This is a genomic window from Bradyrhizobium sp. AZCC 1693, from assembly GCF_036924745.1.
GTDB lineage: Bacteria > Pseudomonadota > Alphaproteobacteria > Rhizobiales > Xanthobacteraceae > Bradyrhizobium.
This window is the reverse complement of sequence record NZ_JAZHSD010000001.1, coordinates 6,181,585-6,204,152: the sequence shown is the minus strand read 5'-3', so window position 1 is coordinate 6,204,152 and position 22,568 is coordinate 6,181,585. Positions and strand designations below refer to the sequence as shown.

Annotated in this window: 18 protein-coding genes; 8 read left to right on the top strand and 10 right to left on the bottom strand. The window is 63.3% G+C overall.

Annotated features, from left to right (window positions below; translation table 11 throughout):
* The first annotated feature begins 202 nt into the window (after positions 1-202).
* Both gltB and V1293_RS29400 read left to right on the top strand, forming a co-directional pair.
* Positions 203-4,936, top strand: a complete 4,734-nt coding sequence (gene gltB, locus V1293_RS29405; protein WP_334514411.1) for a glutamate synthase large subunit — start codon at positions 203-205, stop codon at positions 4,934-4,936.
* Positions 4,937-5,084: 148 nt separating this feature from the next.
* Entirely contained in the window at positions 5,085-6,542 is a 1,458-nt protein-coding gene (locus tag V1293_RS29400) for a glutamate synthase subunit beta (RefSeq protein ID WP_334514409.1), read from the top strand.
* 181 nt (positions 6,543-6,723) lie between these two features.
* Here V1293_RS29400 and V1293_RS29395 read toward each other — a convergent pair whose 3' ends face one another.
* Positions 6,724-8,436, bottom strand: coding sequence for an outer membrane beta-barrel protein (locus V1293_RS29395; RefSeq protein WP_334514406.1), 1,713 nt, complete (start codon positions 8,434-8,436; stop codon positions 6,724-6,726).
* A 193-nt stretch (positions 8,437-8,629) separates the two neighbouring features.
* Here V1293_RS29395 and V1293_RS29390 point away from each other — a divergent pair, with 193 nt between their 5' ends.
* Positions 8,630-9,643, top strand: coding sequence for a KpsF/GutQ family sugar-phosphate isomerase (locus V1293_RS29390; RefSeq protein ID WP_334514404.1), 1,014 nt, complete (start codon positions 8,630-8,632; stop codon positions 9,641-9,643).
* Between the two features lie 128 nt (positions 9,644-9,771).
* Here V1293_RS29390 and V1293_RS29385 read toward each other — a convergent pair whose 3' ends face one another.
* On the bottom strand, positions 9,772-10,323 hold the full coding sequence (locus tag V1293_RS29385) for a carboxymuconolactone decarboxylase family protein (protein WP_334514402.1): 552 nt from the start codon (positions 10,321-10,323) through the stop codon (positions 9,772-9,774).
* Positions 10,324-10,396: 73 nt separating this feature from the next.
* Between V1293_RS29385 and V1293_RS29380 the strand changes: the two genes are divergently transcribed.
* Positions 10,397-10,735, top strand: a complete 339-nt coding sequence (locus tag V1293_RS29380; protein ID WP_334514400.1) for a winged helix-turn-helix transcriptional regulator — start codon at positions 10,397-10,399, stop codon at positions 10,733-10,735.
* Between the two features lie 65 nt (positions 10,736-10,800).
* Here V1293_RS29380 and V1293_RS29375 read toward each other — a convergent pair whose 3' ends face one another.
* From V1293_RS29375 to hemH, 3 genes are all read right to left on the bottom strand, one after another.
* Complete coding sequence (locus V1293_RS29375) at positions 10,801-11,247, bottom strand: NfeD family protein (RefSeq protein WP_334514398.1); 447 nt, start codon at positions 11,245-11,247, stop codon at positions 10,801-10,803.
* A 44-nt stretch (positions 11,248-11,291) separates the two neighbouring features.
* Entirely contained in the window at positions 11,292-12,290 is a 999-nt protein-coding gene (locus V1293_RS29370; RefSeq protein WP_334514396.1) for an SPFH domain-containing protein, read from the bottom strand.
* 178 nt (positions 12,291-12,468) lie between these two features.
* Entirely contained in the window at positions 12,469-13,506 is a 1,038-nt protein-coding gene (hemH, locus tag V1293_RS29365) for a ferrochelatase (RefSeq protein ID WP_334514394.1), read from the bottom strand.
* Between the two features lie 89 nt (positions 13,507-13,595).
* Here hemH and V1293_RS29360 point away from each other — a divergent pair, with 89 nt between their 5' ends.
* Positions 13,596-13,994, top strand: a complete 399-nt coding sequence (locus V1293_RS29360) for an MAPEG family protein (protein ID WP_334514392.1) — start codon at positions 13,596-13,598, stop codon at positions 13,992-13,994.
* Between the two features lie 55 nt (positions 13,995-14,049).
* On the opposite strand, the gene V1293_RS29355 is transcribed toward V1293_RS29360, so the two are convergent.
* Together V1293_RS29355 and V1293_RS29350 are read right to left on the bottom strand one after the other, a co-directional pair.
* A complete protein-coding gene (locus V1293_RS29355) occupies positions 14,050-15,192 on the bottom strand; it encodes a lactonase family protein (protein ID WP_334514390.1) in 1,143 nt (380 codons plus the stop codon).
* Positions 15,193-15,280: 88 nt separating this feature from the next.
* Complete coding sequence (locus V1293_RS29350; RefSeq protein WP_334508869.1) at positions 15,281-16,555, bottom strand: IS256 family transposase; 1,275 nt, start codon at positions 16,553-16,555, stop codon at positions 15,281-15,283.
* A 785-nt stretch (positions 16,556-17,340) separates the two neighbouring features.
* Here V1293_RS29350 and V1293_RS29345 point away from each other — a divergent pair.
* Complete coding sequence (locus V1293_RS29345) at positions 17,341-17,748, top strand: hypothetical protein (RefSeq protein ID WP_283032868.1); 408 nt, start codon at positions 17,341-17,343, stop codon at positions 17,746-17,748.
* A gap of 320 nt (positions 17,749-18,068) precedes the next feature.
* Here the strand turns inward: V1293_RS29345 and V1293_RS29340 are convergent, their stop codons facing one another.
* A complete protein-coding gene (locus V1293_RS29340) occupies positions 18,069-18,719 on the bottom strand; it encodes a TetR/AcrR family transcriptional regulator (protein WP_334514387.1) in 651 nt (216 codons plus the stop codon).
* Between the two features lie 381 nt (positions 18,720-19,100).
* Between V1293_RS29340 and V1293_RS29335 the strand changes: the two genes are divergently transcribed.
* Both V1293_RS29335 and V1293_RS29330 read left to right on the top strand, forming a co-directional pair.
* Complete coding sequence (locus tag V1293_RS29335; RefSeq protein ID WP_334516964.1) at positions 19,101-19,994, top strand: NAD(P)/FAD-dependent oxidoreductase; 894 nt, start codon at positions 19,101-19,103, stop codon at positions 19,992-19,994.
* A 21-nt stretch (positions 19,995-20,015) separates the two neighbouring features.
* Complete coding sequence (locus V1293_RS29330; RefSeq protein ID WP_334514386.1) at positions 20,016-20,489, top strand: methyltransferase family protein; 474 nt, start codon at positions 20,016-20,018, stop codon at positions 20,487-20,489.
* 315 nt (positions 20,490-20,804) lie between these two features.
* Here the strand turns inward: V1293_RS29330 and V1293_RS29325 are convergent, their stop codons facing one another.
* A complete protein-coding gene (locus tag V1293_RS29325; protein ID WP_334514385.1) occupies positions 20,805-21,935 on the bottom strand; it encodes a nickel/cobalt transporter in 1,131 nt (376 codons plus the stop codon).
* A complete protein-coding gene (locus V1293_RS29320; protein ID WP_334514382.1) occupies positions 21,926-22,561 on the bottom strand; it encodes a DUF1007 family protein in 636 nt (211 codons plus the stop codon). Before V1293_RS29320 ends, V1293_RS29325 begins: the two co-directional genes overlap by 10 nt.
* Positions 22,562-22,568 lie beyond the last annotated feature (7 nt).

The following is a 22,568-nucleotide window of genomic DNA, read 5'->3' as shown; positions in this document are numbered from 1 at the left end:
GCACGGGGATTGCAACGAAACCGTGGCGCTACCAGCTCCAGGGCAGTGCAGGCAAGGCCGTTCCTCAGGGACGTTGAACGCCCAGGCCTGAATTTAAGAAATTGCGGCTCGCGGAGGACGAGCGGTGGCCCGGTGGGTGCCGCAAGCGTCCAAGGTGCGCCGACGATGCGGTGAGGCCCTTAGCCTTTTTGAGAGGAATGAGATGAGCGGGTCGGAATTCGAGCGCGAAAATTTCGAGGCAGAAACCCTGTCGGCGACCGCGGCTTCGAAACCGGCCGATATCGCGCGCGAACATGATTGGCGCCCGCCGGCCGAGGGCATGTACGACCTCGGCATGGAGAAGGATTCCTGCGGCGTCGGCTTCATCGCCAACATCAAGGGCAAGAAGTCACACCAGATCGTCTCCGACGCGATCAGCATTCTCTGCAACCTCGAGCATCGCGGCGCGGTCGGCGCCGATCCCCGCGCCGGCGACGGCGCCGGCATCCTGGTGCAGATCCCGCATGCCTTCTTCGCGCGCAAGGCCACAGCGCTCGGCTTCAAGCTGCCGAAGCCAGGCGACTACGCGATTGGCGCGCTGTTCATGCCGAAGGAGACGGCGTGGCGAAAGGTGATCCAGAGCATCATCGCCGAACAGATCAAGGAAGAGGGCCTCGTGCTGCTCGGCTGGCGCGACGTGCCGTCGGACAATGCTTCGCTCGGCGCAACCGTCAAGCCGACCGAGCCCTATCACATGCAGGTGTTCATCGGCCGCAACGGCACGGCGAAGACCGAGGAAGAGTTCGAGCGCAGGCTCTACATCCTGCGCAAGTCGATCTCGCAGGCGATCTATCAGCGCCGTGACCGCGGCATGGCCGGCTATTATCCGGTCTCGCTGTCGTGCCGCACCGTGATCTACAAGGGCATGTTCCTCGCCGACCAGCTCGGCAAGTATTATCCCGATTTGCACGAGCCGGATTTCGAGAGCGCGCTGGCGCTGGTGCATCAGCGCTTCTCCACCAACACCTTCCCGACCTGGTCGCTGGCGCATCCCTACCGCATGATCGCCCACAACGGCGAAATCAACACGCTGCGCGGCAACGTCAACTGGATGGCGGCGCGCCAGGCTTCCGTGCATTCGGAGCTCTACGGCAAGGACATCAGCCGGCTGTGGCCGATCTCCTATGAAGGCCAGAGCGACACCGCCTGCTTCGACAATGCGCTCGAATTCCTGGTGCAGGGCGGCTACTCGCTGCCGCACGCCGTGATGATGATGATTCCGGAGGCGTGGGCCGGCAATCCGCTGATGGATGAGCAGCGCCGCGCCTTCTACGAATATCACGCCGCGCTGATGGAGCCGTGGGACGGCCCTGCCGCGATCGCCTTCACCGACGGCCGCCAGATCGGCGCCACGCTGGACCGCAATGGCTTGCGTCCGGCGCGCTATCTCGTCACCAGGGACGACCGCATCGTGATGGCGTCCGAAATGGGCGTGCTGAAGATCCCCGAGGACCAGATCGTCACCAAGTGGCGGCTGCAGCCCGGCAAGATGCTGCTGGTCGACCTCGAACAGGGACGCCTGATTCCCGACGACGAGATCAAGGCGACGCTGGCCAAGAGCCATCCCTACAGCGACTGGCTGCATCGCACCCAGCTCGTGCTGGAGGAATTGCCTGACGCGCCCACCAAGGGCATGCGCTCCAACCTGCCGCTGCTCGACCGGCAGCAGGCGTTCGGCTATTCGCAGGAAGACATCAGCATCCTGATGACGCCGATGGCGGCCACCGGCGAAGAAGCCGCGGGCTCGATGGGCAACGACACGCCAATCTCGGCGCTGTCGGACCGGCCGAAGCCGCTGTTCACCTATTTCAAGCAGAATTTCGCGCAGGTCACCAACCCGCCGATCGATCCGATCCGCGAGGAACTCGTGATGAGCCTCGTCTCGATCATCGGGCCGCGGCCGAACCTGTTCGACCTGCAGGGCATGGCCTCGACCAAGCGGCTCGAGGTGCGCCAGCCGATCCTGACCGACGCGGACCTGGAAAAGATCCGCTCGATCTCCGATGTCGCGGACACCCATTTCAAGTCGCGCACCCTCGACACCACCTTCCACGCCGGCTTCGGCGCGGCGGGCATGGAGCAGGTGCTTGATGAACTCTGCGCGCGCGCCGAAGGCGCGGTGCGCGAAGGCGTCAACATCATCATTCTGTCGGACCGCATGGCGGGCTCCGACCGGATTCCGATCCCCTCGCTCTTGGCCTGCGCCGCCGTGCATCATCATCTGATCCGCACGGGATTGCGCACCTCGGTCGGCATCGTCGTCGAATCAGGCGAACCGCGCGAAGTGCATCATTTCGCCTGTCTGGCCGGCTACGGCGCCGAGGCGATCAATCCGTATCTGGCGTTCGAAACCATCATCGCGATGAAGGACCGCCTGCCGGGCGCGCTCGACGACTACGAGATCGTCAAGCGCTACATCAAGTCGATCGGCAAGGGCCTGTTGAAGGTGATGTCCAAGATGGGCATCTCGACCTACCAGTCCTACTGCGGCGCGCAGATTTTTGACGCCGTCGGGCTGAAGGCCGATTTCGTCGCGAAATATTTTGCCGGCACCCATACCCGGATCGAAGGCGTCGGCCTTGCCGAGATCGCCGAGGAAACCGCGCGCCGCCATACGGATGCGTTCGGCGACGCGCAGGTCTACAAGACCGCGCTCGATGTCGGCGGCGAATATGCCTACCGCACCCGCGGCGAGGATCACGCCTGGACCGCAGAGTCCGTTTCGACGCTGCAGCACGCCGTGCGCGGCAACTCGCACGAGCGCTACCGGGCGTTTGCGAAGATCCTCAACGAGCAATCCGAGCGGCTGTTGACGCTGCGCGGCCTGTTCCGGCTCAAGACCGCCGAGGACGAGAAGCGCAAGCCCGTGAAGCTCGACCAGGTCGAGCCGGCCGCCGAAATCGTCAAGCGCTTCGCCACGGGAGCCATGTCGTTCGGCTCGATCTCGCGCGAGGCGCACACCACGCTGGCGATCGCGATGAACCGGATCGGCGGCAAGTCGAACACCGGCGAAGGCGGCGAAGAGGCCGATCGCTTCAAGCCGATGCCGAACGGCGATTCGATGCGTTCGGCGATCAAGCAGGTCGCCTCGGGCCGCTTCGGCGTGACGACGGAGTACCTCGTCAACTCCGACATGATGCAGATCAAGATGGCGCAGGGCGCCAAGCCCGGCGAAGGCGGACAGTTGCCTGGCCACAAGGTCGACGCGACGATTGCGCGCGTGCGGCATTCGACGCCCGGCGTCGGTCTGATCTCGCCGCCGCCGCATCACGACATCTATTCGATCGAGGATCTGGCGCAGCTCATCTACGATCTCAAGAACGTCAATCCGGACGGTCAGGTCTCGGTCAAGCTGGTCTCCGAAATCGGCGTCGGCACGGTGGCCGCGGGCGTCGCGAAAGCGCGTGCCGACCACGTTACCATCGCGGGCTTCGAGGGCGGCACCGGCGCCTCCCCCCTCACCTCGATCAAGCATGCGGGTTCTCCGTGGGAAATCGGCCTTGCCGAAACCCACCAGACGCTGGTGCGCGAGCGGCTGCGCAGCCGCATCGTGGTGCAGGTCGACGGCGGTTTCCGCACCGGACGCGACGTCGTGATCGGTGCACTCTTGGGCGCCGACGAATTCGGCTTCGCTACCGCGCCGCTGATCGCGGCCGGCTGCATCATGATGCGCAAGTGCCATCTCAACACCTGCCCGGTCGGCGTCGCGACGCAGGACCCGGTGCTGCGCAAGCGCTTCACCGGCCAGCCCGAGCACGTCATCAACTACTTCTTCTTCGTTGCGGAAGAGGTGCGCGAGATCATGGCGAAGCTCGGCTACAAGAAGTTCGACGAAATGGTCGGCCAGACCCAGATGCTCGACCAGTCCACTTTGGTCGCGCACTGGAAGGCCAAGGGGCTCGACTTCTCAAAGCTGTTCGTGCGGCAGAAGGAGCTGCCCGGCCAGAAGATCTATCACGCCGAACCCCAGAACCATCATCTGGAGAAGGTGCTCGACCGCCGCCTGATCGAGAAGGCGCAGGCCGCGCTCGACCGCGGCGCGCCGGTGAAGATCGACGAGGAGATCAACAACACCGACCGCTCCGCCGGCGCGATGCTGTCGGGTCAGGTTGCAAAGATCTACGGCCATGCCGGGCTGCCGCATGACAGCATCCATGTCAGCCTGAAGGGCACCGCGGGGCAAGCGTTCGGCGCCTGGCTGGCGCGCGGCGTCACCTTCGATCTCGAAGGCGAAGGCAACGACTATGTTGGCAAGGGCCTTTCCGGCGGCCGCATCATCGTCAAGCCGCCGCGGAATTCCGGCATCGTGCCGGAAGAATCCATCATCGTCGGTAACACGGTGATGTACGGCGCGATCGAGGGCGAATGCTATTTCCGCGGCATCGCCGGCGAGCGCTTTGCGGTGCGTAATTCGGGTGCGATCGCGGTCGTCGAAGGCGCCGGCGATCACTGCTGCGAATACATGACCGGCGGCATTGTCGTGGTGCTGGGCAAGACCGGGCGCAATTTTGCGGCCGGCATGTCCGGCGGCATCGCCTATGTGCTGGACGAGGCCGGTGACTTCGCCAAGCTTTGCAACATGGCGATGGTCGAACTCGAACCGGTGCTCTCGGAAGAGATGATCAACCAGAACACCTATCACCACTCCGGCGATCTCGAGCAGCATGGCCGGGTCGACGTGTTCGCCAATCTGCTGGAGTCCGATATCGAGCGGCTGCACATCCTGATCACGCGCCACGCCAAGCTGACCGGCTCGAAGAAGGCGGCCGAGATCCTCGCCGACTGGAAGACGTGGCTCCTGAAATTCCGCAAGGTGATGCCGGTGGAATACCGCCGCGCGCTGAAGGAATTGAAGGTGAACGCCGACGCCGAGCCGAAAATCGCGATCGGGGCTTAGCTGCACGAGCCCGTCATTGCGAGCGCCGCGAGCAATCCATAGCGCCACAAGCCGACCATGGATTGCTTCGCGGCTCACGCTCCTCGCAATGTCGGAGGGTGACGGAAACACATAGATGCGAACAAGAGATGCAGGGGCATCAGGTTTAATGGGCAAGATCACAGGTTTTCTCGAGATCGACCGGAACGAACGCAAGTACACGCCGGTCGCCGAGCGCTTGAAGCATTATCGCGAATTCGTCATTCCGCTGAGCGAGAAGGACACCCGCGACCAGGCCGCGCGCTGCATGAATTGCGGCATTCCCTATTGCCACGGCACCGGCTCGGTGGCGCCGGGCACGCCGGGCTGCCCGGTCAACAACCAGATCCCCGATTTCAACGACCTCGTCTATCAGGGCAATTGGGAAGAAGCCTCGCGCAACCTGCACTCGACCAACAATTTCCCCGAGTTCACCGGCCGCATCTGCCCCGCCCCGTGCGAGGCGTCCTGCACGCTCAACATCGACGACAACCCGGTCACCATCAAGACCATCGAATGCGCCATCGTGGACCGCGCCTGGGACAATGGCTGGCTGAAGCCCGAGATCGCACCGGCCAGGACCGGCAAGAAGGTAGCGGTCATCGGCTCCGGGCCTGCGGGCCTTGCGGCCGCGCAACAGCTCGCGCGCGCCGGCCATGACGTGCATGTCTACGAAAAATTCGCCAAGGCAGGCGGGTTGCTTCGCTACGGCATTCCCGACTTCAAGATGGAAAAGCACATCATCGACCGCCGCGTGGCGCAGATGGAAGCCGAGGGCGTGACGTTCCATTATGGCGTCCATGTCGGCGGTACCTCGCAAGGCGCGATCGATCCACGCGAACTGCTCAACCAGTATGACGCAGTGGCGCTAACCGGCGGCGCCGAAGCCGGCCGCGATCTGCCGATCCCCGGCCGCGACCTCGACGGCATCCACTTTGCGATGGATTTCCTGCCGCAGCAGAACCGCCGCGTCTCCGCCGAGCCGCTCGGCGATGCCAGGGACATTCTCGCCGAAGGCAAGCATGTCGTCGTGATCGGCGGCGGCGATACCGGTTCGGACTGCATCGGCACTTCATTCCGGCAGGGCGCTAAATCCGTCACCCAGCTCGAAATCATGCCGGCGCCGCCCGAACACGAAAACAAGGGCGTGACCTGGCCGAACTGGCCCTTGAAGATGCGGACCTCTTCGAGCCAGGCCGAAGGCGCCAAGCGCGAATACGCGGTGCTGACGCAAAAGTTCTCCGGCGAGAACGGCAAGGTGCAGAAGCTGCATTGCGTGCAGGTCGACGACAAGTTCAAGCCGATCGCCGGCACCGAATTCGAACTTGAGGCACAGCTCGTGCTGCTCGCCATGGGCTTCGTGCATCCGGTGCACGAAGGCATGCTGAAGAGCCTTGGCGTCGATCTCGACCAGCGCGGCAATGTCCGCGCCAACACACACGACTACAAGACCTCGCTGCCCAACGTTTTCTCCGCCGGCGACATGCGCCGCGGGCAATCGCTGGTGGTCTGGGCAATCCGCGAGGGACGTTTGTGCGCGCGGGCGATCGATCAGTATCTGATGGGGACGACGACGCTGCCGAGGTAGGCGGCTAGCTCATCGAAAGCGATCTCAGCACCGCTCACGCCGTCATCACCCGCCTTGTGCGCAATTGCGCACTGGGGCGGGTGATCCAGTATTCCAGAGACTCCTGTGAGATTCGGATAAGCCGCGGCGTACTGGATGCCCCGCCTGCGCGGGGCATGACGGGTGAGGCGCGAGCACAGTCCTAATGCTGCAGCCTCACGCCCAGCATCGCCACCGTCGACGCCGTGCTGTTCCCCGGCAAGTTCGAATCCAGCCAGTCCCGCCGCAGCGTGCCTCTGAGCCAGACGTTGCGGTTCATCTTGTAGATCGCCTCGCCCGACAGCGTGTAGATCTTGTCGCGCCTGGGATTGCCCTGATAGTCGAGGTCCCCCCAGGTGAATTTGCCGATCGCGGTCAGCCAGCGGCGGAAGTCGTGATCGACTTCGACGGTGTAGATGTGCGTCAGCACGCCGGACGTGCCGGGCAGCGTGGTCTCCGTGATCGTGGTGTCGGAATAGAACTTTGCCGTCGTCAGCGGCGTCGCGGTCCAGACCAGCGAGGACGAGACCAGCAGGCCTTCCAGGCGATCGAGCCTCGGATCGGCATAGTCGCGCGCGGCGTAGCCGACGCCGATTTCGCCGGTCAACAGCCGCGAGAATTCGAAACTGGTGCCGCCCTTGACATAGCCGCCGTTGGAGTCGCGCGCAAAACCGTTGCGGTCGAGCCTGAGGTCATGCACGCGGCTGTCGCCCTGCACTTCCACAAACGGCTTCAGGCCGGGCCTCAGATCATAGCTGACGCGGCCGACGCCGCCGTACTGGCTGAAGTTGCGGTCGTCGTTGGTGCTGGACGTCCCGTCGGTGAGCTTTGAGTTGGTGTAGTCGGTGCGGTCGACGGCGGCGCCGGCGGAAACCTGCAGCCGGTTAAAGTTCTGATCGACGCCTAAGGTACCGCCTACCGTGGTGTAGATCGGATATCTGGCGAGGCCCGCCTGCACGTTCGGGCTGCCGGGATTGTCGGTCGAGACAAACAACCGCCCTTGCCCAGTGAGCCTGGTGTCGCGGCTGACATCGAGCCGGCCGTCGACATGGCCGATGAAGCTCGGCCGATCGATATCGAGCGGCGCCGACAGCGGCGTACCGTCCGCGTTCGGCGTGAGGTTGCTGGTGTAGCCGGTGAAGGAGCCGCGCAGATCGGCCACCAGCGCGTGACGTTCCCAGTCGGAGAACGCGACGAATTCCGGTGCGATCACGTAGAACGGCCTGGCTTGTGCGACGGCGAGCCGGCCGGGATTGGTGTCGTAGCCACCGGAGAATTCGACCGCTGACTTGATCAGGAAACTGCCAGCGTAATCGCCGACGGCACCGAACGGATCGTCATCGATCCTGAGGCGCTTGCGCGGCGGCTGTCCGACGACCGTACCGGCCATGGCGGGCGGGATTGGCGTTTTGTGCGCCGACTCCGACGGCGGAATCGAAAGCCGCAGCCGCGTGTTCGACGCAATCGGCGGCGGCGGACTGCCAGGACCGACCGGCGGCTTCGGTCGGGCCTGCCCCGGATAGTATTTCGGCTTCTTGCGCTTGCGGTTGAGCGAGTCGTAGCCGGAATCGGCGGCGCCGCTCGCGGCCGGCAGACCGTATTTCGGAATCTGTCCGATCCGCGACGGCGCGGGCTTGTCCTTGTCGTTGTCCTGCAGCTTCGGACTATTGAGCGGATCGTTCACTTCCGCCGCGGTCCGGCGCAGTGGCGAATCCGCCGGCGTCGTCTGGCTGGTGCGCCTCGAGCTGAACAGGTCCGGCGTGACGGTTTGCGCCTGCGCTGCGGTTCCCATCAAGGCGATCAGCGCAAGGCACGGCAAGGCTGCGCGAAAGGCGCGCGCGCGGCTGTTCCGGCCGGTTACTGGCCCCGCCCTCACGACAAGAAATACTCCAACAAAAACAGATATTTGAACGGTACGCACCGAGCGCTCGCGAGAGCACGTCGTTAATGGAGTTAAAACAATTATGGTTAATGAGCCGTTGAGAGCCGTACCGCGCACGTCGCATCGCCGGGCAGGCCATGCTATGGACGGGTTTGGGGGCGAAGCGCCCTCCTCCCCTGGGACAGACATGGCCAATCCGAAACCGCTGATGGCAGAATCATCCGGCACCGAAACCGCTGACGCCGCCGTTCAGTCGGCCCTGCGCACACTCGATGCGGAAGGCGGCGGGATCGCCGCGCTGTCAGCGGCGCTGCAATCCGACCTTCGGGCGCCGTTTGTCGCCGCCACTGACCTGATCCGCAACGCCAAGGGACGGCTGATCGTCACCGGGCTCGGCAAGTCAGGCCATATCGGCCGCAAGATCGCCGCGACCTTTGCCTCCACCGGCACGCCGGCGTTCTTCGTCCATGCCGCCGAAGCCAGCCATGGCGACCTCGGCATGATCACGGCCGACGATGTCATCCTGGCGCTGTCCTGGTCCGGCGAGCAGCCGGAGATGAAAAACCTGATTAGCTACGCCGCGCGGTTCCGGATTGCCGTGATCGCGATGACGGCGGAGCGGGAATCCTCGCTCAGCAAGGCGGCCGATATCGCGCTGACGCTGCCGAAGGCGCGCGAGGCCTGCCCGCACAACCTCGCGCCCACCACCTCCTCGCTGATGATGCTGGCGCTCGGCGATGCCTTGGCGATCGCGCTGCTGGAAGGCCGCGGATTTACGTCCATCGATTTCAGCGTGCTGCATCCCGGCGGCAAGCTGGGTGCGATGCTGAAATATACCCGCGATCTCATGCACGCGGGCGACGCCGTGCCGCTGAAGCCGCTGGGCACCAAAATGTCCGACGCGCTGGTCGAGATGACCTCGAAGGGCTTTGGCTGCGTCGGCATCGTCGACGCACGCGGGTATATCGTCGGCATCGTCACCGACGGCGATTTGCGCCGCCACATGGGGCCTGATCTGATGGCGGCCACCGTCGACGAGGTGATGACGAAAAATCCGAAGACGATCGACCGCGACGTGCTGGCCGGCGAGGCGCTGGAGATCCTCAACTCCTCCAAGATCACGACGCTGATCGTCACCGATGCCGGCAAGCCGGTCGGCATCGTGCATCTGCACGATTTTTTGCGCGCGGGCGTGGCGTAGGATCCTGTCGTTCCGGGGCACGCGAAGCGTGAACTATGATGTGCAATTGCACATCTGAGAACCTCGAGATTCTCAGGTGCGCAATTGCGCACCGTAGTTCGATGCTGCGCATCGCCCCGGAATGACGCTTATCGCGGAAATCTCGCCGCCTTCCCTTCCAGCGGTAGCGCCAGTCCGTTCGCGAGATACGATACGGTGCGGTAGAATCCGCACAGCAGGATGATCTCGAAGATCTTCGCCTCGTCATGATGCGCCGACAGGTCAGCGAATTCGGTTTCGCTCAGCGTCGCCCGCTCGTGCAGCGCGTCGACGGCGGCGATCAGCGCCTGCTCGGCTTCCGACCAGCAGGCCTCGGTGGCGGCGCCGCGCACGGTGGCGCGGACCTGTTCATCGGTCAATTTTGCGGCCTCGGCGAACGTCGTGACATGCACGCCCCATTCGTACTCGCATCCCGTTCGCGCGCAGGTGCGGTCTATGGCGATCTCGCGCTCGCGCAACGACAGCGGCCCGCGATCCAAGAGGTTGCCGGCGCGGAATTTCTCCCAGGCGCGGGCATTGCCCGCCATGACGCGAAACAGCACCAGCGGCGGCGCACCGCGCATGATGCGATCGAACTGCCCGGCAATGTCAGGTGCATAAGGCGGCTGCAATGGCGCGATCCGCGGCGTGGTCTGGGACATCGGCGGGCCCCCGTGCTACCAATAACGTAGCAGCACGCTACATTATCTGTAGCGACATGCAAGAGGACTTTCGATGCCGAAACCGGCCGCCGTCACCAGGAAAACTGCCGTTCGCGGCTCCAGAACGGGCCGGCCGGTCATGGCCCTGCTCGATCTGCTGGGGCGGCGCTGGGCCTTGCGGATCGTCTGGGAGCTGCGCGATGGCCCGCTGACCTCGCGCGCGCTCCGCACCGCCTGCGACGACGCCTCGCCGACGGTGATGCAGGCCCGGCTGTCGGAGCTGCGCGACGCCGGCCTCGTCGAACTCCTGGCCGGCGACGGTTACCGCCTGACGCCGCTGGGCAGGGAGCTGATGGAAAGCGTCCTGCCACTGCATCACTTCGCCGAGCGTTGGAGCAAGCGCGGGGCATAGCGTTTTCGAGCGAAGTGGATACCGGTTCGCGTGAAGAAAACGCGTCAAAAAAGAGAAGCCTTGAGCTAAGCCGCCGCCACCGTCAGGCTCGCGCCATCGACCTGCACCACCTTGACGCGGCTGCCGGCCGGTGCGTCGGGGCCGGCGACGCGCCAGATCGTGTCGTCGATCCGCACCGTGCCCGTCCCGTCGACGATCGGCTTTTCCAGGGTGAATTCCCGGCCGATCAGCGCCTCGGTCCGCTTGTTGAGAAACGGGTTGCTTTGGCTGCGGCTACCCTCGCTGCGCGCAAAGTGCCGCCACGCCGGCACGGCGGCGACCGCGAACATCGCAAACATCAGGAGCTGCGTCTGCCAGGACGGGTTGATCGCAAACGACAACAGCCCGACCAATAGGGCCGCGAGCCCGAGCCAGAACATGAAGACACCCGGCGCCAAGAGCTCCAGCGCCATCAGGAGGAAGCCGAAGATCAGCCAGTTCCAGGTGCCCAGGGTGGAAAACATCTCGGCCATGACACGAACCTCTAATCAGCGAGAATGAACTTCCGCATCGAACCTCACCGTTGCGGCGCGACCGGCGGCGTCGGGCCGGTGTTCGGCACCGAGGACGTCCGGCGTGCGGCAGCAGCCGCGGAGGCTGCGCTTTCGCCGAAGGTCGCCTTGGCGATCTCGCCGATGCCGGCAAGCGATCCCAAAATGCTCATCGCTTCGATCGGCAGCATGACGAGCTTCTGGTTCGGCGAATCCGCAAGCTGTCCGAACGCCTTGATGTATTTGTCGGCGATAAAATAGTTCAGCGCGGCGACGTCGCCCTTGGCGATGGCCTCGGAGACCATCTGCGTCGCCTTGGCCTCGGCTTCGGCGGAGCGCTCGCGCGCTTCGGCGTCGCGGAACGCAGCCTCCTTGCGACCTTCGGCCTGCAGGATCTGGCCCTGCTTGGCGCCTTCCGCGCGCAGGATTTCCGACTGGCGCTGGCCCTCGGCCTGCAGAATGTCGGCGCGCTTGACGCGCTCGGCCTTCATCTGCCGGCCCATCGCCTCGACCAGATCGGCCGGCGGCACGATGTCCTTGATCTCGATGCGGTTGACCTTCAGCCCCCACGGCGACACCGCGGCGTCGACCACGCGCAACAGGCGCTCGTTGATCTCGTCGCGATGCGACAGCACCTGGTCGAGGTCCATCGCGCCCATCACCGAACGGATATTGGTCATGGTCAGCACGATGATCGCCTGATCGAGATTGGACACTTCGTAACTCGCCTTGGCGGCATCGAACACCTGATAGAAGGCGACGCCGTCCACCGTCACGGTGGCGTTGTCCTTGGTGATCACCTCCTGCTCGGGAATGCTGATCACCTGCTCCATCATGTTCATCTTGCGGCCGACGCGGTCGAAATAGGGAATGATGAGGTTCAACCCCGGCGCGAGCGTGCGGGTGTATTTGCCGAATCGCTCAATGGTCCAGTCATAGCCCTGCGGCACCGTCTTGACGCCCGCGAACAGCGTGACAATGACGAGCAGAACAAACGCGATCGCGAAGATGTCGAAACCAGTCATAAAGTCCTCCAAAGCCGGCAAGGGTGAGCGTTGCCGGACGCGGTCTCTCAATATGAGTCAGTAACGCCGCGGCGCCGGTTCAGCCGGCCGTTCTCAAGTTATGGTTATATAGCTGGGGAATTGTTTGGCGGCCACCAGATGAATTCGATCCGGATGGCCGCCTTGTTCTGCAGGGTGGTTAAATCCAGCCTTGAAGCTCGCGCAAAACGAGCTGGCGGATGACGTCCATGCCGGGATCGCTGTCGTTGAGGCAGGGGATGGCGGAAAATTGCTCGCCGCCATTGTGCTTGAAGATTTCGGCGTTTTCCTGCGCGATCTCCTCCAGCGTCTCCAGGCAATCGGCGGAGAAGCCGGGGGTCACGATGGCAATACGTTTCACACCATCTTTCGCAAGCTTTTGGATGGTCTTGTCCGTATAGGGCTGCAGCCACTCGTCGAAGCCGAAGCGCGACTGAAATGTAAGGATCAGTTTGGAGGCATCAAGGCCCATGCGCTTGCGCAAGCTTTCGGTTGTTGCAACGCACTGGGCGTAATAGGGATCGCCCTTGTCGACATATTTCTGCGGCATGCCGTGAAACGACGCCACGATCAGCTCGGGCTGAAACGGCAAGGCCGCGAGATGCGCATTGATCGAGACGGCGAGCGCCTCGATATAATCGGGATCGTCGTAGTAAGGCGGGCTCACCCGCAGCGTCGGCTGCGCGCGCATGTCGGCGAGCGCGCGAAACACCTCGTCGCAGACAGTCGCCGATGTCGCCGCGGAATATTGCGGATAGAGCGGCACCACCAGCAGGCGATCGCAGCCTTGCGCAGCCAGTGCATCGATGCGCGAGCGGATCGACGGGTTGCCGTAGCGCATCGCCCAGTCGACCACGACGTGGTCGTGATCTGAAATCGCCTCGGCGAGCTTCTCGGCCTGCGCGCGCGTAATCGTCTTGAGCGGGGATTCGTCTCTCTCAGTGTTCCAGATCTTCCGGTAGTCGCGTGCCTTGCGGCCGGGACGCACGCGCAAAATGATGCCGTTGAGGATCAGCTTCCATACGAGGCCCTGGTCCTCGATCACGCGCGGATCGGAGAGGAATTCCTTCAGGTAGACCCGTACGCCCGCGGCATCGGCCGTATCGGGGGTGCCGAGATTGACCAGCAACACGCCGACGCGCTGCGGCTGGGCCGCCGGCGCCGGTTTCGCATTTCCAATGGGGACGACCGCCATCATGATTTCGATGGCTTCGCGCGTTGCACCATCCTTGTCAAGATAATGGCCGGTTCGATAGGCTTCACAGATTGCTCCGGGCGGGAGGAACCATGACGATCGCCGAATGGTGCGTTTTCGGGACGCTGATGCTCTATTTGCTGACGATCGCCTCGGTCAAATGGGCCGGGCATCGCCATTTCGACAATGCCAGACCACGCGATCCCGCATTCTACGAGGACGCGATCCGTGCCCGCGCGCTCGGCGCCCATCAGAACGGCATCGAGGCGTTTCCGTTCTTTGCGGTCGCCGTGCTGCTGGCGGAATTCCGCACTGCGCCGCAGCACCTGATCGACGAGCTCGCGGTGCTCTTCCTGATCGTGCGGATCGCCTATGTCTTCACCTATCTCGGCAACCGCCCGACGCTGCGCTCGATTCTCTGGAGCATCGGGTTTGGGATCAACGTCGCGATCTTCTTCATGCCAGCGATCAGGGGGTATTTACCGGCGTAGGGAAGGCCTGATCGTCATATCCTGCTCTCTCAACGTCATTGCGAGCGAGCACCTCTCACTGGACGTCGACAATCTCCACCCAATTCGCGCCGTTGCCGACTGGGTAGCGACTGGGCTCGGCCAGCTTCCCGGTGCTCTGATCGATCTTGTACACCGACAGGCGGTCCGACTTTTCACCCGAAGCGACGAGATACTGGCCGCTCGGATCGATCTTGATGCCGCGCGGCTGCGCCTCCGTCGCGAAATTGGTGACGTAGCCAAGCTTGCCCGTTTCAGCCGTCACCGTGAACAGGGCGATCTTGTTGCTGGTGCGCTCGGTCGAATACAGGAATTTGCCATTGGGCGTGATCTGAATGTCAGCCGCCCAGATTTTCGGCTTGTCGTCCTTCGGTGCAGCTGCCGCGGGCGCCGGTGCGGCGCCGGCCGGCGCCTGCGGCGCGCCCCAAACGAGGCCGGCCTCCGCCGGCACCGAGCTGATGCTCTCTACGAGAGAGAGCGTTCCCTTGCCGGCATCGACCGCATATTGCGTGACGTGTCCCGAGAGCTCGTTTAGCACGTAGAGGTTCTTGTTGTCCGGCGAGAACGCCATGTGGCGCGGGCCGTGACCTGCTTCCGGGCTGACCGCCGCCGGCTCGTTGGCCGTGAGCTTGCCGGTCTTGCTATCGAAGACGAACTGCAGCACTTGATTGGCGCCCAGTGTGGTCGCATAGACGAATTTGTTGCTGCGGTCGGGCAGGATCGCATGCGCATTGCGGCCGGTGGCGATGACCTGAGTAGCTTCCGCCTCCGCCAGCCCATTTTCGCCGATCGGGCTTACAGCAAGCTTGTCGCCGCCATAGGAGGCGGTGAACAGGTAACGCCCGGTATGATCGGTCGATACATAGGGCATGCTGTCGGGGAGCGGCGCCGTCGCCTTTTGCGTGAGCGCGCCGGTCGCGGGATCGATGGCGTAGGTCAATACGCGTGTTGGCTGCGAGCGTATGACGGCATAGAGGTACTTTTTGCTCGGGCTCACCGTCATCGGCATGACCAGTTTGGCGGCCTCGGCCTTGCCGATCGGTGTCAGCGTGCCGGTGCTCGTGTCCATGATGTAGGCGTCGATATTGCCGTCCTGTGCGTTCGAGACGTAGACGAACGTCTTGGCCACGGACATCGAGGTCACTCCGATTGCAAACAGCAGCGCGAGCGCGACGCTCATCGCTACACTTCTTGGCGTTTTCATTTGGTGCCGCCCGGAATGTGGTTGGGATTCGTGGCGCGATCTCCAGCGACGTGAAGCTATCTGATCATGCGGCGAGGTCAATCGGCTGATCGATAGGTTTTGTGGCGAGCGTTTTCCAGCCGTCGACTTTGCGCATGTTGATCTGACCGGAGGCGAGCAGCGCCCAGAACAACATCGCTGCCGTGTCAGCCGATGGCAGCACGGTCTGCGTCTTGATCCGCCGCTTGAACTCCTCGTGCAGCCGCTCGATGGCATTGGTGGTACGCGCGCTCTTCCACTGACTTGGCGGCAACCGGGTGAAGGTGAAGAGCCGGCCGCCAGCTTCCTGCAGGCTGTCGGCCACTGCTCGATGCTTGAGCCGCCATTTGCGGATGAAGGCCTTGCGGCGCGCCTCGATCTCCTCGCGCGTCGCCGCATAGATCATGTCGTTGTAGTCGGCGGTGATCTCCTCGTGCAGGCGCTCGGGCGCATGCGCCAAGAGGTTGCGGTGCTTGTGAACCGTGCAGCGCTGCACCGGTACGCCGTCCCACACAGCGGCGATCGCGCTATCGAGCCCGGGCGCGCCGTCCACGATGAGGAACTCGGGCCGCCGCAGGCCGCGCCGGATGAGATCGTCGAGCACCGCCCGCCAGGCTTCGGTGCTCTCGCTGCCCATGGCCTTGACTGCGAGCAAGATTTTCTGGCCGTCCGCGCGCACGCCGATGACAACCAGCAGCGAGATCGATGTGGCCTTGCGGTCGAGCCGCACCCGCACCACGGTGCCGTCGAGGATCAACCGCACGATCGGCTCCTCGGCCAGTGAGCGGCCATTCCACGCATCCCAGTCGCTCTTCACTTTGCGCCACACCCGGCTCACCGTGTCCTTGCCAACCGCGCCGCCGAACAGGGCAGAGAGCGCGCGGCGCACACGGCGCGTGTTGGTGCCCGCCAGGTAGCAGCCGGCGATCAGCGCGTCGGCGGCCAGCGTGCGGCGTTGGTAGGCCCGCAGTGCGCCGCTTTTCCACTCGGTCGTCTTGCCATCGGACGTATTCAAGCGGGCGCGCGGCACTGCGATCTCCACTTTCCCGAATGTGCCCAGCAGCGAGCGCGGCCGATGCCCGTGGCGGTGACCAGTGGCGGCGGGCGTCGCCCCCGAATCGCCGCTCGCCGGCCTCGCCCGTCGGGCGTAGCGCGAGCGCGCCAGCACCTCGTCGAGCTCAGCTTCGAACATCGCTTGCAGGAATTCCCGGGTTCGCTCGCGAAGGCCAGCTTCGATCGGGTCGAACCAGTTGTCGAAAAGCTGCTCAGTCGTCTCGATTTCGGACTGCGGCAGGCAAGGCGTCGTGATAATCTTCGTCATGGCGTGATCTCCACCGGCGCTGAAACGCCGGAATCGCTTGTTGGTCCAAGCTGGAGATTACGCCGCCTTCATTTTCCAACCACTCCCGCTACGGCACCTTTCATTTTTGCTCTCCCCAGACTTGTCAAAGTCGCTTTCGGCCGCAGTCAGTGCTGAGACCTCGTTTGTGCCTCCGAGACTCAGGCCCAAGGCATCATACGCTGTCAAACAAGCAGACTAAAAGGGGACTCACAGGCTCGTTTTGCGGCTATCGATGTCCGCGTTGGGCCATTCGCGTCATTTTGGTCGTCGGCCGACTACTTGCGGTCTTCCCTTGGAAACGGACATCGTCAGGGCCGGTCGCTATGTCTCAAAGGTGCACAACTCCGGACATCCTGGAAGCTATAGTCATCGCCTCCGGACGGGACGTCAGTCGGGTCCTGGCAGCGTACCTACCGCCGACCGGAGCCGCGGGGCCGGTCAGTCACGCTGACTTGCTATATCCGTTGGCCGGAGTGAAGCTGCCGACGCCGGGTCCGGTCTTCAGTCTCTGGCTCTAACCAGTTTGAGACATTGTGCATTTTGGATGCTGTTTCTCAGGCGCGTCAGGTCGCGTATAATCTAGTTGCCCTTGAAACGGGACAGCCGAAATCGCCGTCCGGGGCGAACGAGCAGTACTGATGCCATCGGCAGGCACGCTCTCTTAAGAGACCGACGCTTTTTTCGGTTCGCACGACCATTCACATTCCACGAAATGCGCGCGCCGCTTCTGCGGCGGCTCGTTGCTGTAACCTCAGGAGAAAGCGATGAACAAGATCGATCGAAGGTCAGCATTGGGAATCGGGTTGGCAGCGGCTTCGGCGGCCATGATAAAGCCAGCCGCCGCTCAGACCACGGGCTACAAGGATACGACGCCGTGGCCCGGTGTCGTGGTGCGCGCTTACGATGGCGAGACACCATCCATCATCCCCGGTTTTAAGACTGTCTCAATGCGCGATGTCATTATGCAGCCGGGATCGAAGACTATGGGTCCCCCGATGATGAATGCCATGATCTGCCATATCCCCGAGGGCGAGCTTCGGCTTGAGCAGGAGGGAAAGACCTTTACGGCCAAGAAGAACTTTGTCTGGACCTGCAACAAGGACACAAAAGAGCAGGCGTTCAATGATGGGAACGTGGTCGCAATTATGAGGATCACGGACCTGAAGGCTTAAGGCTCGTTTCTTCGTAAGAGATTGCAGGTGCGGATGGTGTACTCGACGAGGCGCCAGCCGCGCGGCAACCACCGGCGCTCGACATTCCGCGGAGCACACGGCTGCTCTGAAGGATGCGAGAAGGCGGCGCCGAGAGTCTTGTTTGGGTCAATCGCGTCATTCTGAATTAAGCGCCGATTACTTCCGGTCTTCATCAGCAAGCAGACAATCACAGGGCGCGGCACCATGTCTCAAAGGTGCACAATTCCAGACCAGACTGGGCTTACCGATCCAGGCCGCTTTCTGGCGCATCGAATACCATGGGTATTCTCACCGCTAGGCTATCCGTCCGCGTGGTCGTTGCCACGGTGCGCGGCGATGAACATGGCGACGGCCGACCGGCAATAGGATTCGATTTCGTTGTCGTCCTCTCCTTTCGCCTGATCGAAGCGTGCGATCATCAGGAGATCGGATCCTTTGAAAAGCGCGGCAAACAAGCGGGCGGACCGGAGAGGATCGGGCACGTTCAGAACCGCCTTCGCGTGCAACTGACACAACAGGGCCTCGATTTGGGCGATGACATGGGCGGGGCCGGCTTCGAAATGGAGCTTGCTTAACGAGTTTTGACTCGTCTTGTCGGCCATGACCATGGCTTCGACACTGCGGACGTCTGATCTCAACAACGTGCGAAGCAGTAATGATCCCACCGCCATGAGCTGGTCTTCGACCGAACCGTCGACGCCCTCAAGAAGGGCTTGTGGTGCAAACAACTGATGGCAGCCGGCCGCCATGGCCGCGCTGAACAGCGACTCCTTGTTCTCGAAGTGCCGATAGATGCTGAGCTTGGATATCTTCGCCCGCTGGGCGACCTTGTCCAATGTCGTCGCTTGAAAACCCAACTCCACAAAGAGTTCGCGCGCGGCGTCGACGATCGTTTGGCCAAGCGCCTCGTTGGCGGGCCGGCCGCGCCGGCCCTGGCTGTTTTCGGTCACGACAATTCCAGTACTTGACAGTATTCTAATTCTTGCATTACGATACCATGTAGTATCTGAAATGTGCAAGCCAATGGGTAGTTTTCAACTTGTCCTCCAGATCAAGTTTCCCCAGGCCGCCCGGCGATATCGAATGCGGCATCGTCCGGCCGGTCAACACCGTGAAGGGCGACTTAGTTGGCGATGCCGAAGCCCTGCTCGCTGCCCGTCTCAAGCGCGTATCATCTGACGATATTGCGCCGACTAAAACACAAGGGGGACCCCATGCAACGACGAACCCTGCTGAAGCTTACCGCGCTTTCCATCGTTGGAATCCCCCGCGCCCAGGCCACCGCTCAGCCCAGCCCATCCCCCTCCATCCATAACACGGAGCCCATCACCATGAATGACGTTATCATCATTGGCGGCAGCTTTGCCGGTCTCGCCGCCGCGCTGCAGCTCGGCCGCGCTCGCCGCAAGGTCACCGTTCTCGATACCGGCCTGCCGCGCAACCGCTTCGCTGACCACTCGCATGGTCTGCTCGGCCACGATCACAAGCCACCGTTGGACATTCTGGCCGAGGCGCGGCAGCAACTGGCGCGTTATCCCACGGTCAGGCTGGTCAACGCCCGGGCCGACAGCATCTCTGGCACCATCGACAAATTCTCCGTCCTCACTGGCGATGGCGAAAGCCTTGGGGCGTGCCGCCTAATCCTGAGCTATGGCATCGTTGACCAGATGCCTGACGTTCCGGGTTTTGCCGAAGGCTGGGGCGGGTCTATCGTGCCTTGCCCCTATTGCGACGGCTTTGAAGTCGCCGGCCAGCATTGGGGCCTCATCTGGTCCGGCCCGCAGTCGCAAAACCAGGTCAGGCTGTTCCACGATTGGACCGACAGGTTAACGCTCTTCGCCGATGGTCACGACATTCCGCCCGATATCCGGGCCGATCTGGCTAGCCGCAACGTACCTGTCGTCGATGGCCGGATCACCGGGATCGCCCATCACGGGGCCCATAATGCCACCGTCAAGCTCGATACCGGCCCCGATGTCGCGGTCGACATCCTGTTCGCGCATCCGCGCAACAAGCCGTCCGCAAGCCTGCATGAATCACTGGGTCTTGCCACGGTGGATACGCCCCTCGGCATCGCCCTCAAGGTCGACGAGCGCCGCCAAACCAGCATGCCTGGCATCTACGCCGCCGGCGACCTCGCCAACCCCCTCATGCCCTCGGTCACCACGGCATCATGGCAAGGCGCGATGGCGGGTATCTTCGCCCAGCAGTCGATGCTGGTTTGAGAGCACCGATTGGAGATGAGCATGGCCGTCGAACCGGACAGCGCGGGTGTGCGCTTCCCTCCGCCCTTCGTCTATCTGGGAGCGCTGCTGTTGGGGCTGGCAGCGGAGCGGTTCGTCACCCTGCGCTCTTTCGGCATCGACTGGCGGTTGCTGGTCGCGACGGGCGCGCTGCTGTTCGTTGCCGGCGCGGCGATGATGCTTGCGGCGGCGGGGCTGTTCCGGCGGCTGGGCACCAACGTTCCGCCGTCGCAGCCAACGACCCTCATCGCAACGACCGGTCCTTATCGGCGGACCCGCAATCCCATGTATCTCGGCATGGCGCTTATCTATGCCGGCCTTGCGATCGGCTTCGACGGGCCGATCGCCTTCGCCTTGCTCCCGTTGGTGCTGATCGCAATCCAGACGCAGGTGATCGCCCGCGAGGAGCGCTATCTCGAAGCGAAGTTCGGCGACGACTACCGCCGCTACAAGGCCGAGGTTCGCCGCTGGCTCTGACTATTCCGCCGCTGCCGCATGGCGAAGACACCGAAACCGGCTTGCGCGACCAAGTCCGATTTATCCAAAAAGCTCTTGGCAAGTCGGCCGCACGGTCCGACTAACGTCCGCTTTGGGTCATTCGCGTCGGTTTGACCGGACCACGGCTACTTCCGCTCTACCCCTGATGAACGGACATTCTCAGCTGGCGGTCGGACGAGGTTCGCTCATCCGCAATAGCAGACATTGCGAAGGCGCTTCTGCATTTCCGATAAGTGTACCCCCGGAAGTGGCCTCGCACACAGTTGCTGGACCGACTTGGTCGGCGGCGGGCGGTCAGAGGCAGGTCGCGCGTTCGGCGGCGAGATAGCCGAACAACAGGCCGAGGCCGAACAGCAGCACCAGGCCGGCGGCGCCGAATTCGATGCCGCGCATGATGAGCGTGCCGCTGCCCTCGCGCCCGGCGCTGAGCCGGCGGGCAATGCCCTTTGCCGATACGGCGACCACGGCGATGGTCGCGACCGTGATCGCGGTGCCGAGCCCCATCACGAAGGTTGCGGCGATGCCGGCCAGAAACAGGCCCTGCGCCAGCGAAAACACCAGCACCAGGATCGCGCCCGAACAGGGCCTTAAACCTACGGCGAAGATCGCGCCCAGGCCGCGCTGCCAGCCGCCGGGACCGGCGAGTTGATCGGGCGTCGGGCCATGGGAATGACCGCAATGCTCATCGTGAACGTGACCATCACCATGCGAATGGTCATGGCCGTGAGCATGGTCAAGGTGAGGATGGTGACCGTCGTGGTGATGACCATGATCGTGATGGCCATGGTCGTGGCCGTGATCATGATGATCGTGATCGTGATGATGCGCAGCCGCCATCGCAGGCGCCGGCTTCGCCTGCAACGCCCGCATAAAACCGCCGCCCTTGGTCCAGACCAGCCGGGCGCCGAACGCTGCGATCAGGGCGTAGCTGGCGATCTCGATCACCTTCTCCGCAGAGCACATCGTCTTGGCGGTAGAACTGAGCAGCCAGGCGAGTACCGCAACCAGCGCCACCGCCACCAGCGCCTGCAGCAGCGCCGAGGCGAACGACAGCACGATGCCGCGCCGCGCGGTTTCCTCGTTGGCGACGAGATAGGACGAGATCACCGCCTTGCCGTGGCCGGGGCCGGCGGCGTGAAAGATGCCGTAGGCAAAGGAAATCCCAAGCAGCGTCCAGACCGCGCTGCCGTCCGACTTGGCCGCGCGTATGGTCGCCGACATCTCGCGGTAGAATTCGGATTGCTTGGCGAGGATCCATCCGATCAGGCCGCCGACCTGCGGCTCGGCGGCCGGGCGCGGACCGCCGAACGGATTCTGCGCCATCAGCGCATGCAAGCTGGCATCGAAAACGATGACGGCCGCGAACGCTGCGGCCGTGATTGCGATGCCTCGCGCGAGACCTGCGGGCAACAACCTCACGGGCAATTCACCGTGATCTTATTGGCGAACATCGCGCCGTAGTTGGAGTTGTCGCCGTTCATGAAATTCTGCTCGTTGAGGCGTTGCGCGTTGGCGGTGCCGTCATTCGGCCGCTGGAACTGCATCTGGCAGGCGGCGGGCGCACCGTTGAGCTTGATCGGATCCTTGTCGTCGAACTTGAAATCGATGAAGTAGGAAGGATCGAACACTTCAAGTGCCGCCTGCTTCGCCTTGAACGGCGTTTTGACCGGCAGCGTGAAATGCAGCGTCAGCTCGCTGTCCCTGTATTCGAGGAAGTAATCGACGGGATCTGAAAACTTCTCCTTCTTGCCGTCGGCCCTGGCGAAGGTGAAGAAGTTGAACTCCTTCAGCGATTCGACATTGGTCTGCGCCAGCGGCGCCAGCTCTTCGCGGGTGTAAACCCCTTTGGTCTTGGTCTCGAGACCCTGCAGCGCGTAGGTCGTGAACATCTCGTCAAAGGTCCAGGCGTGGCGGACGCCTGTGATCGAGCCGTCGGGGGCGTAGACCACCTCGCTCCTGGCGGTGATCCAGACGTGCGGATGCGCCTCGGCGGTGGCCGTGCCGAGCACGATGACGGCAGCGAGGAGGAGCGAACCGAGTAACCGGTGCATGGTTGAT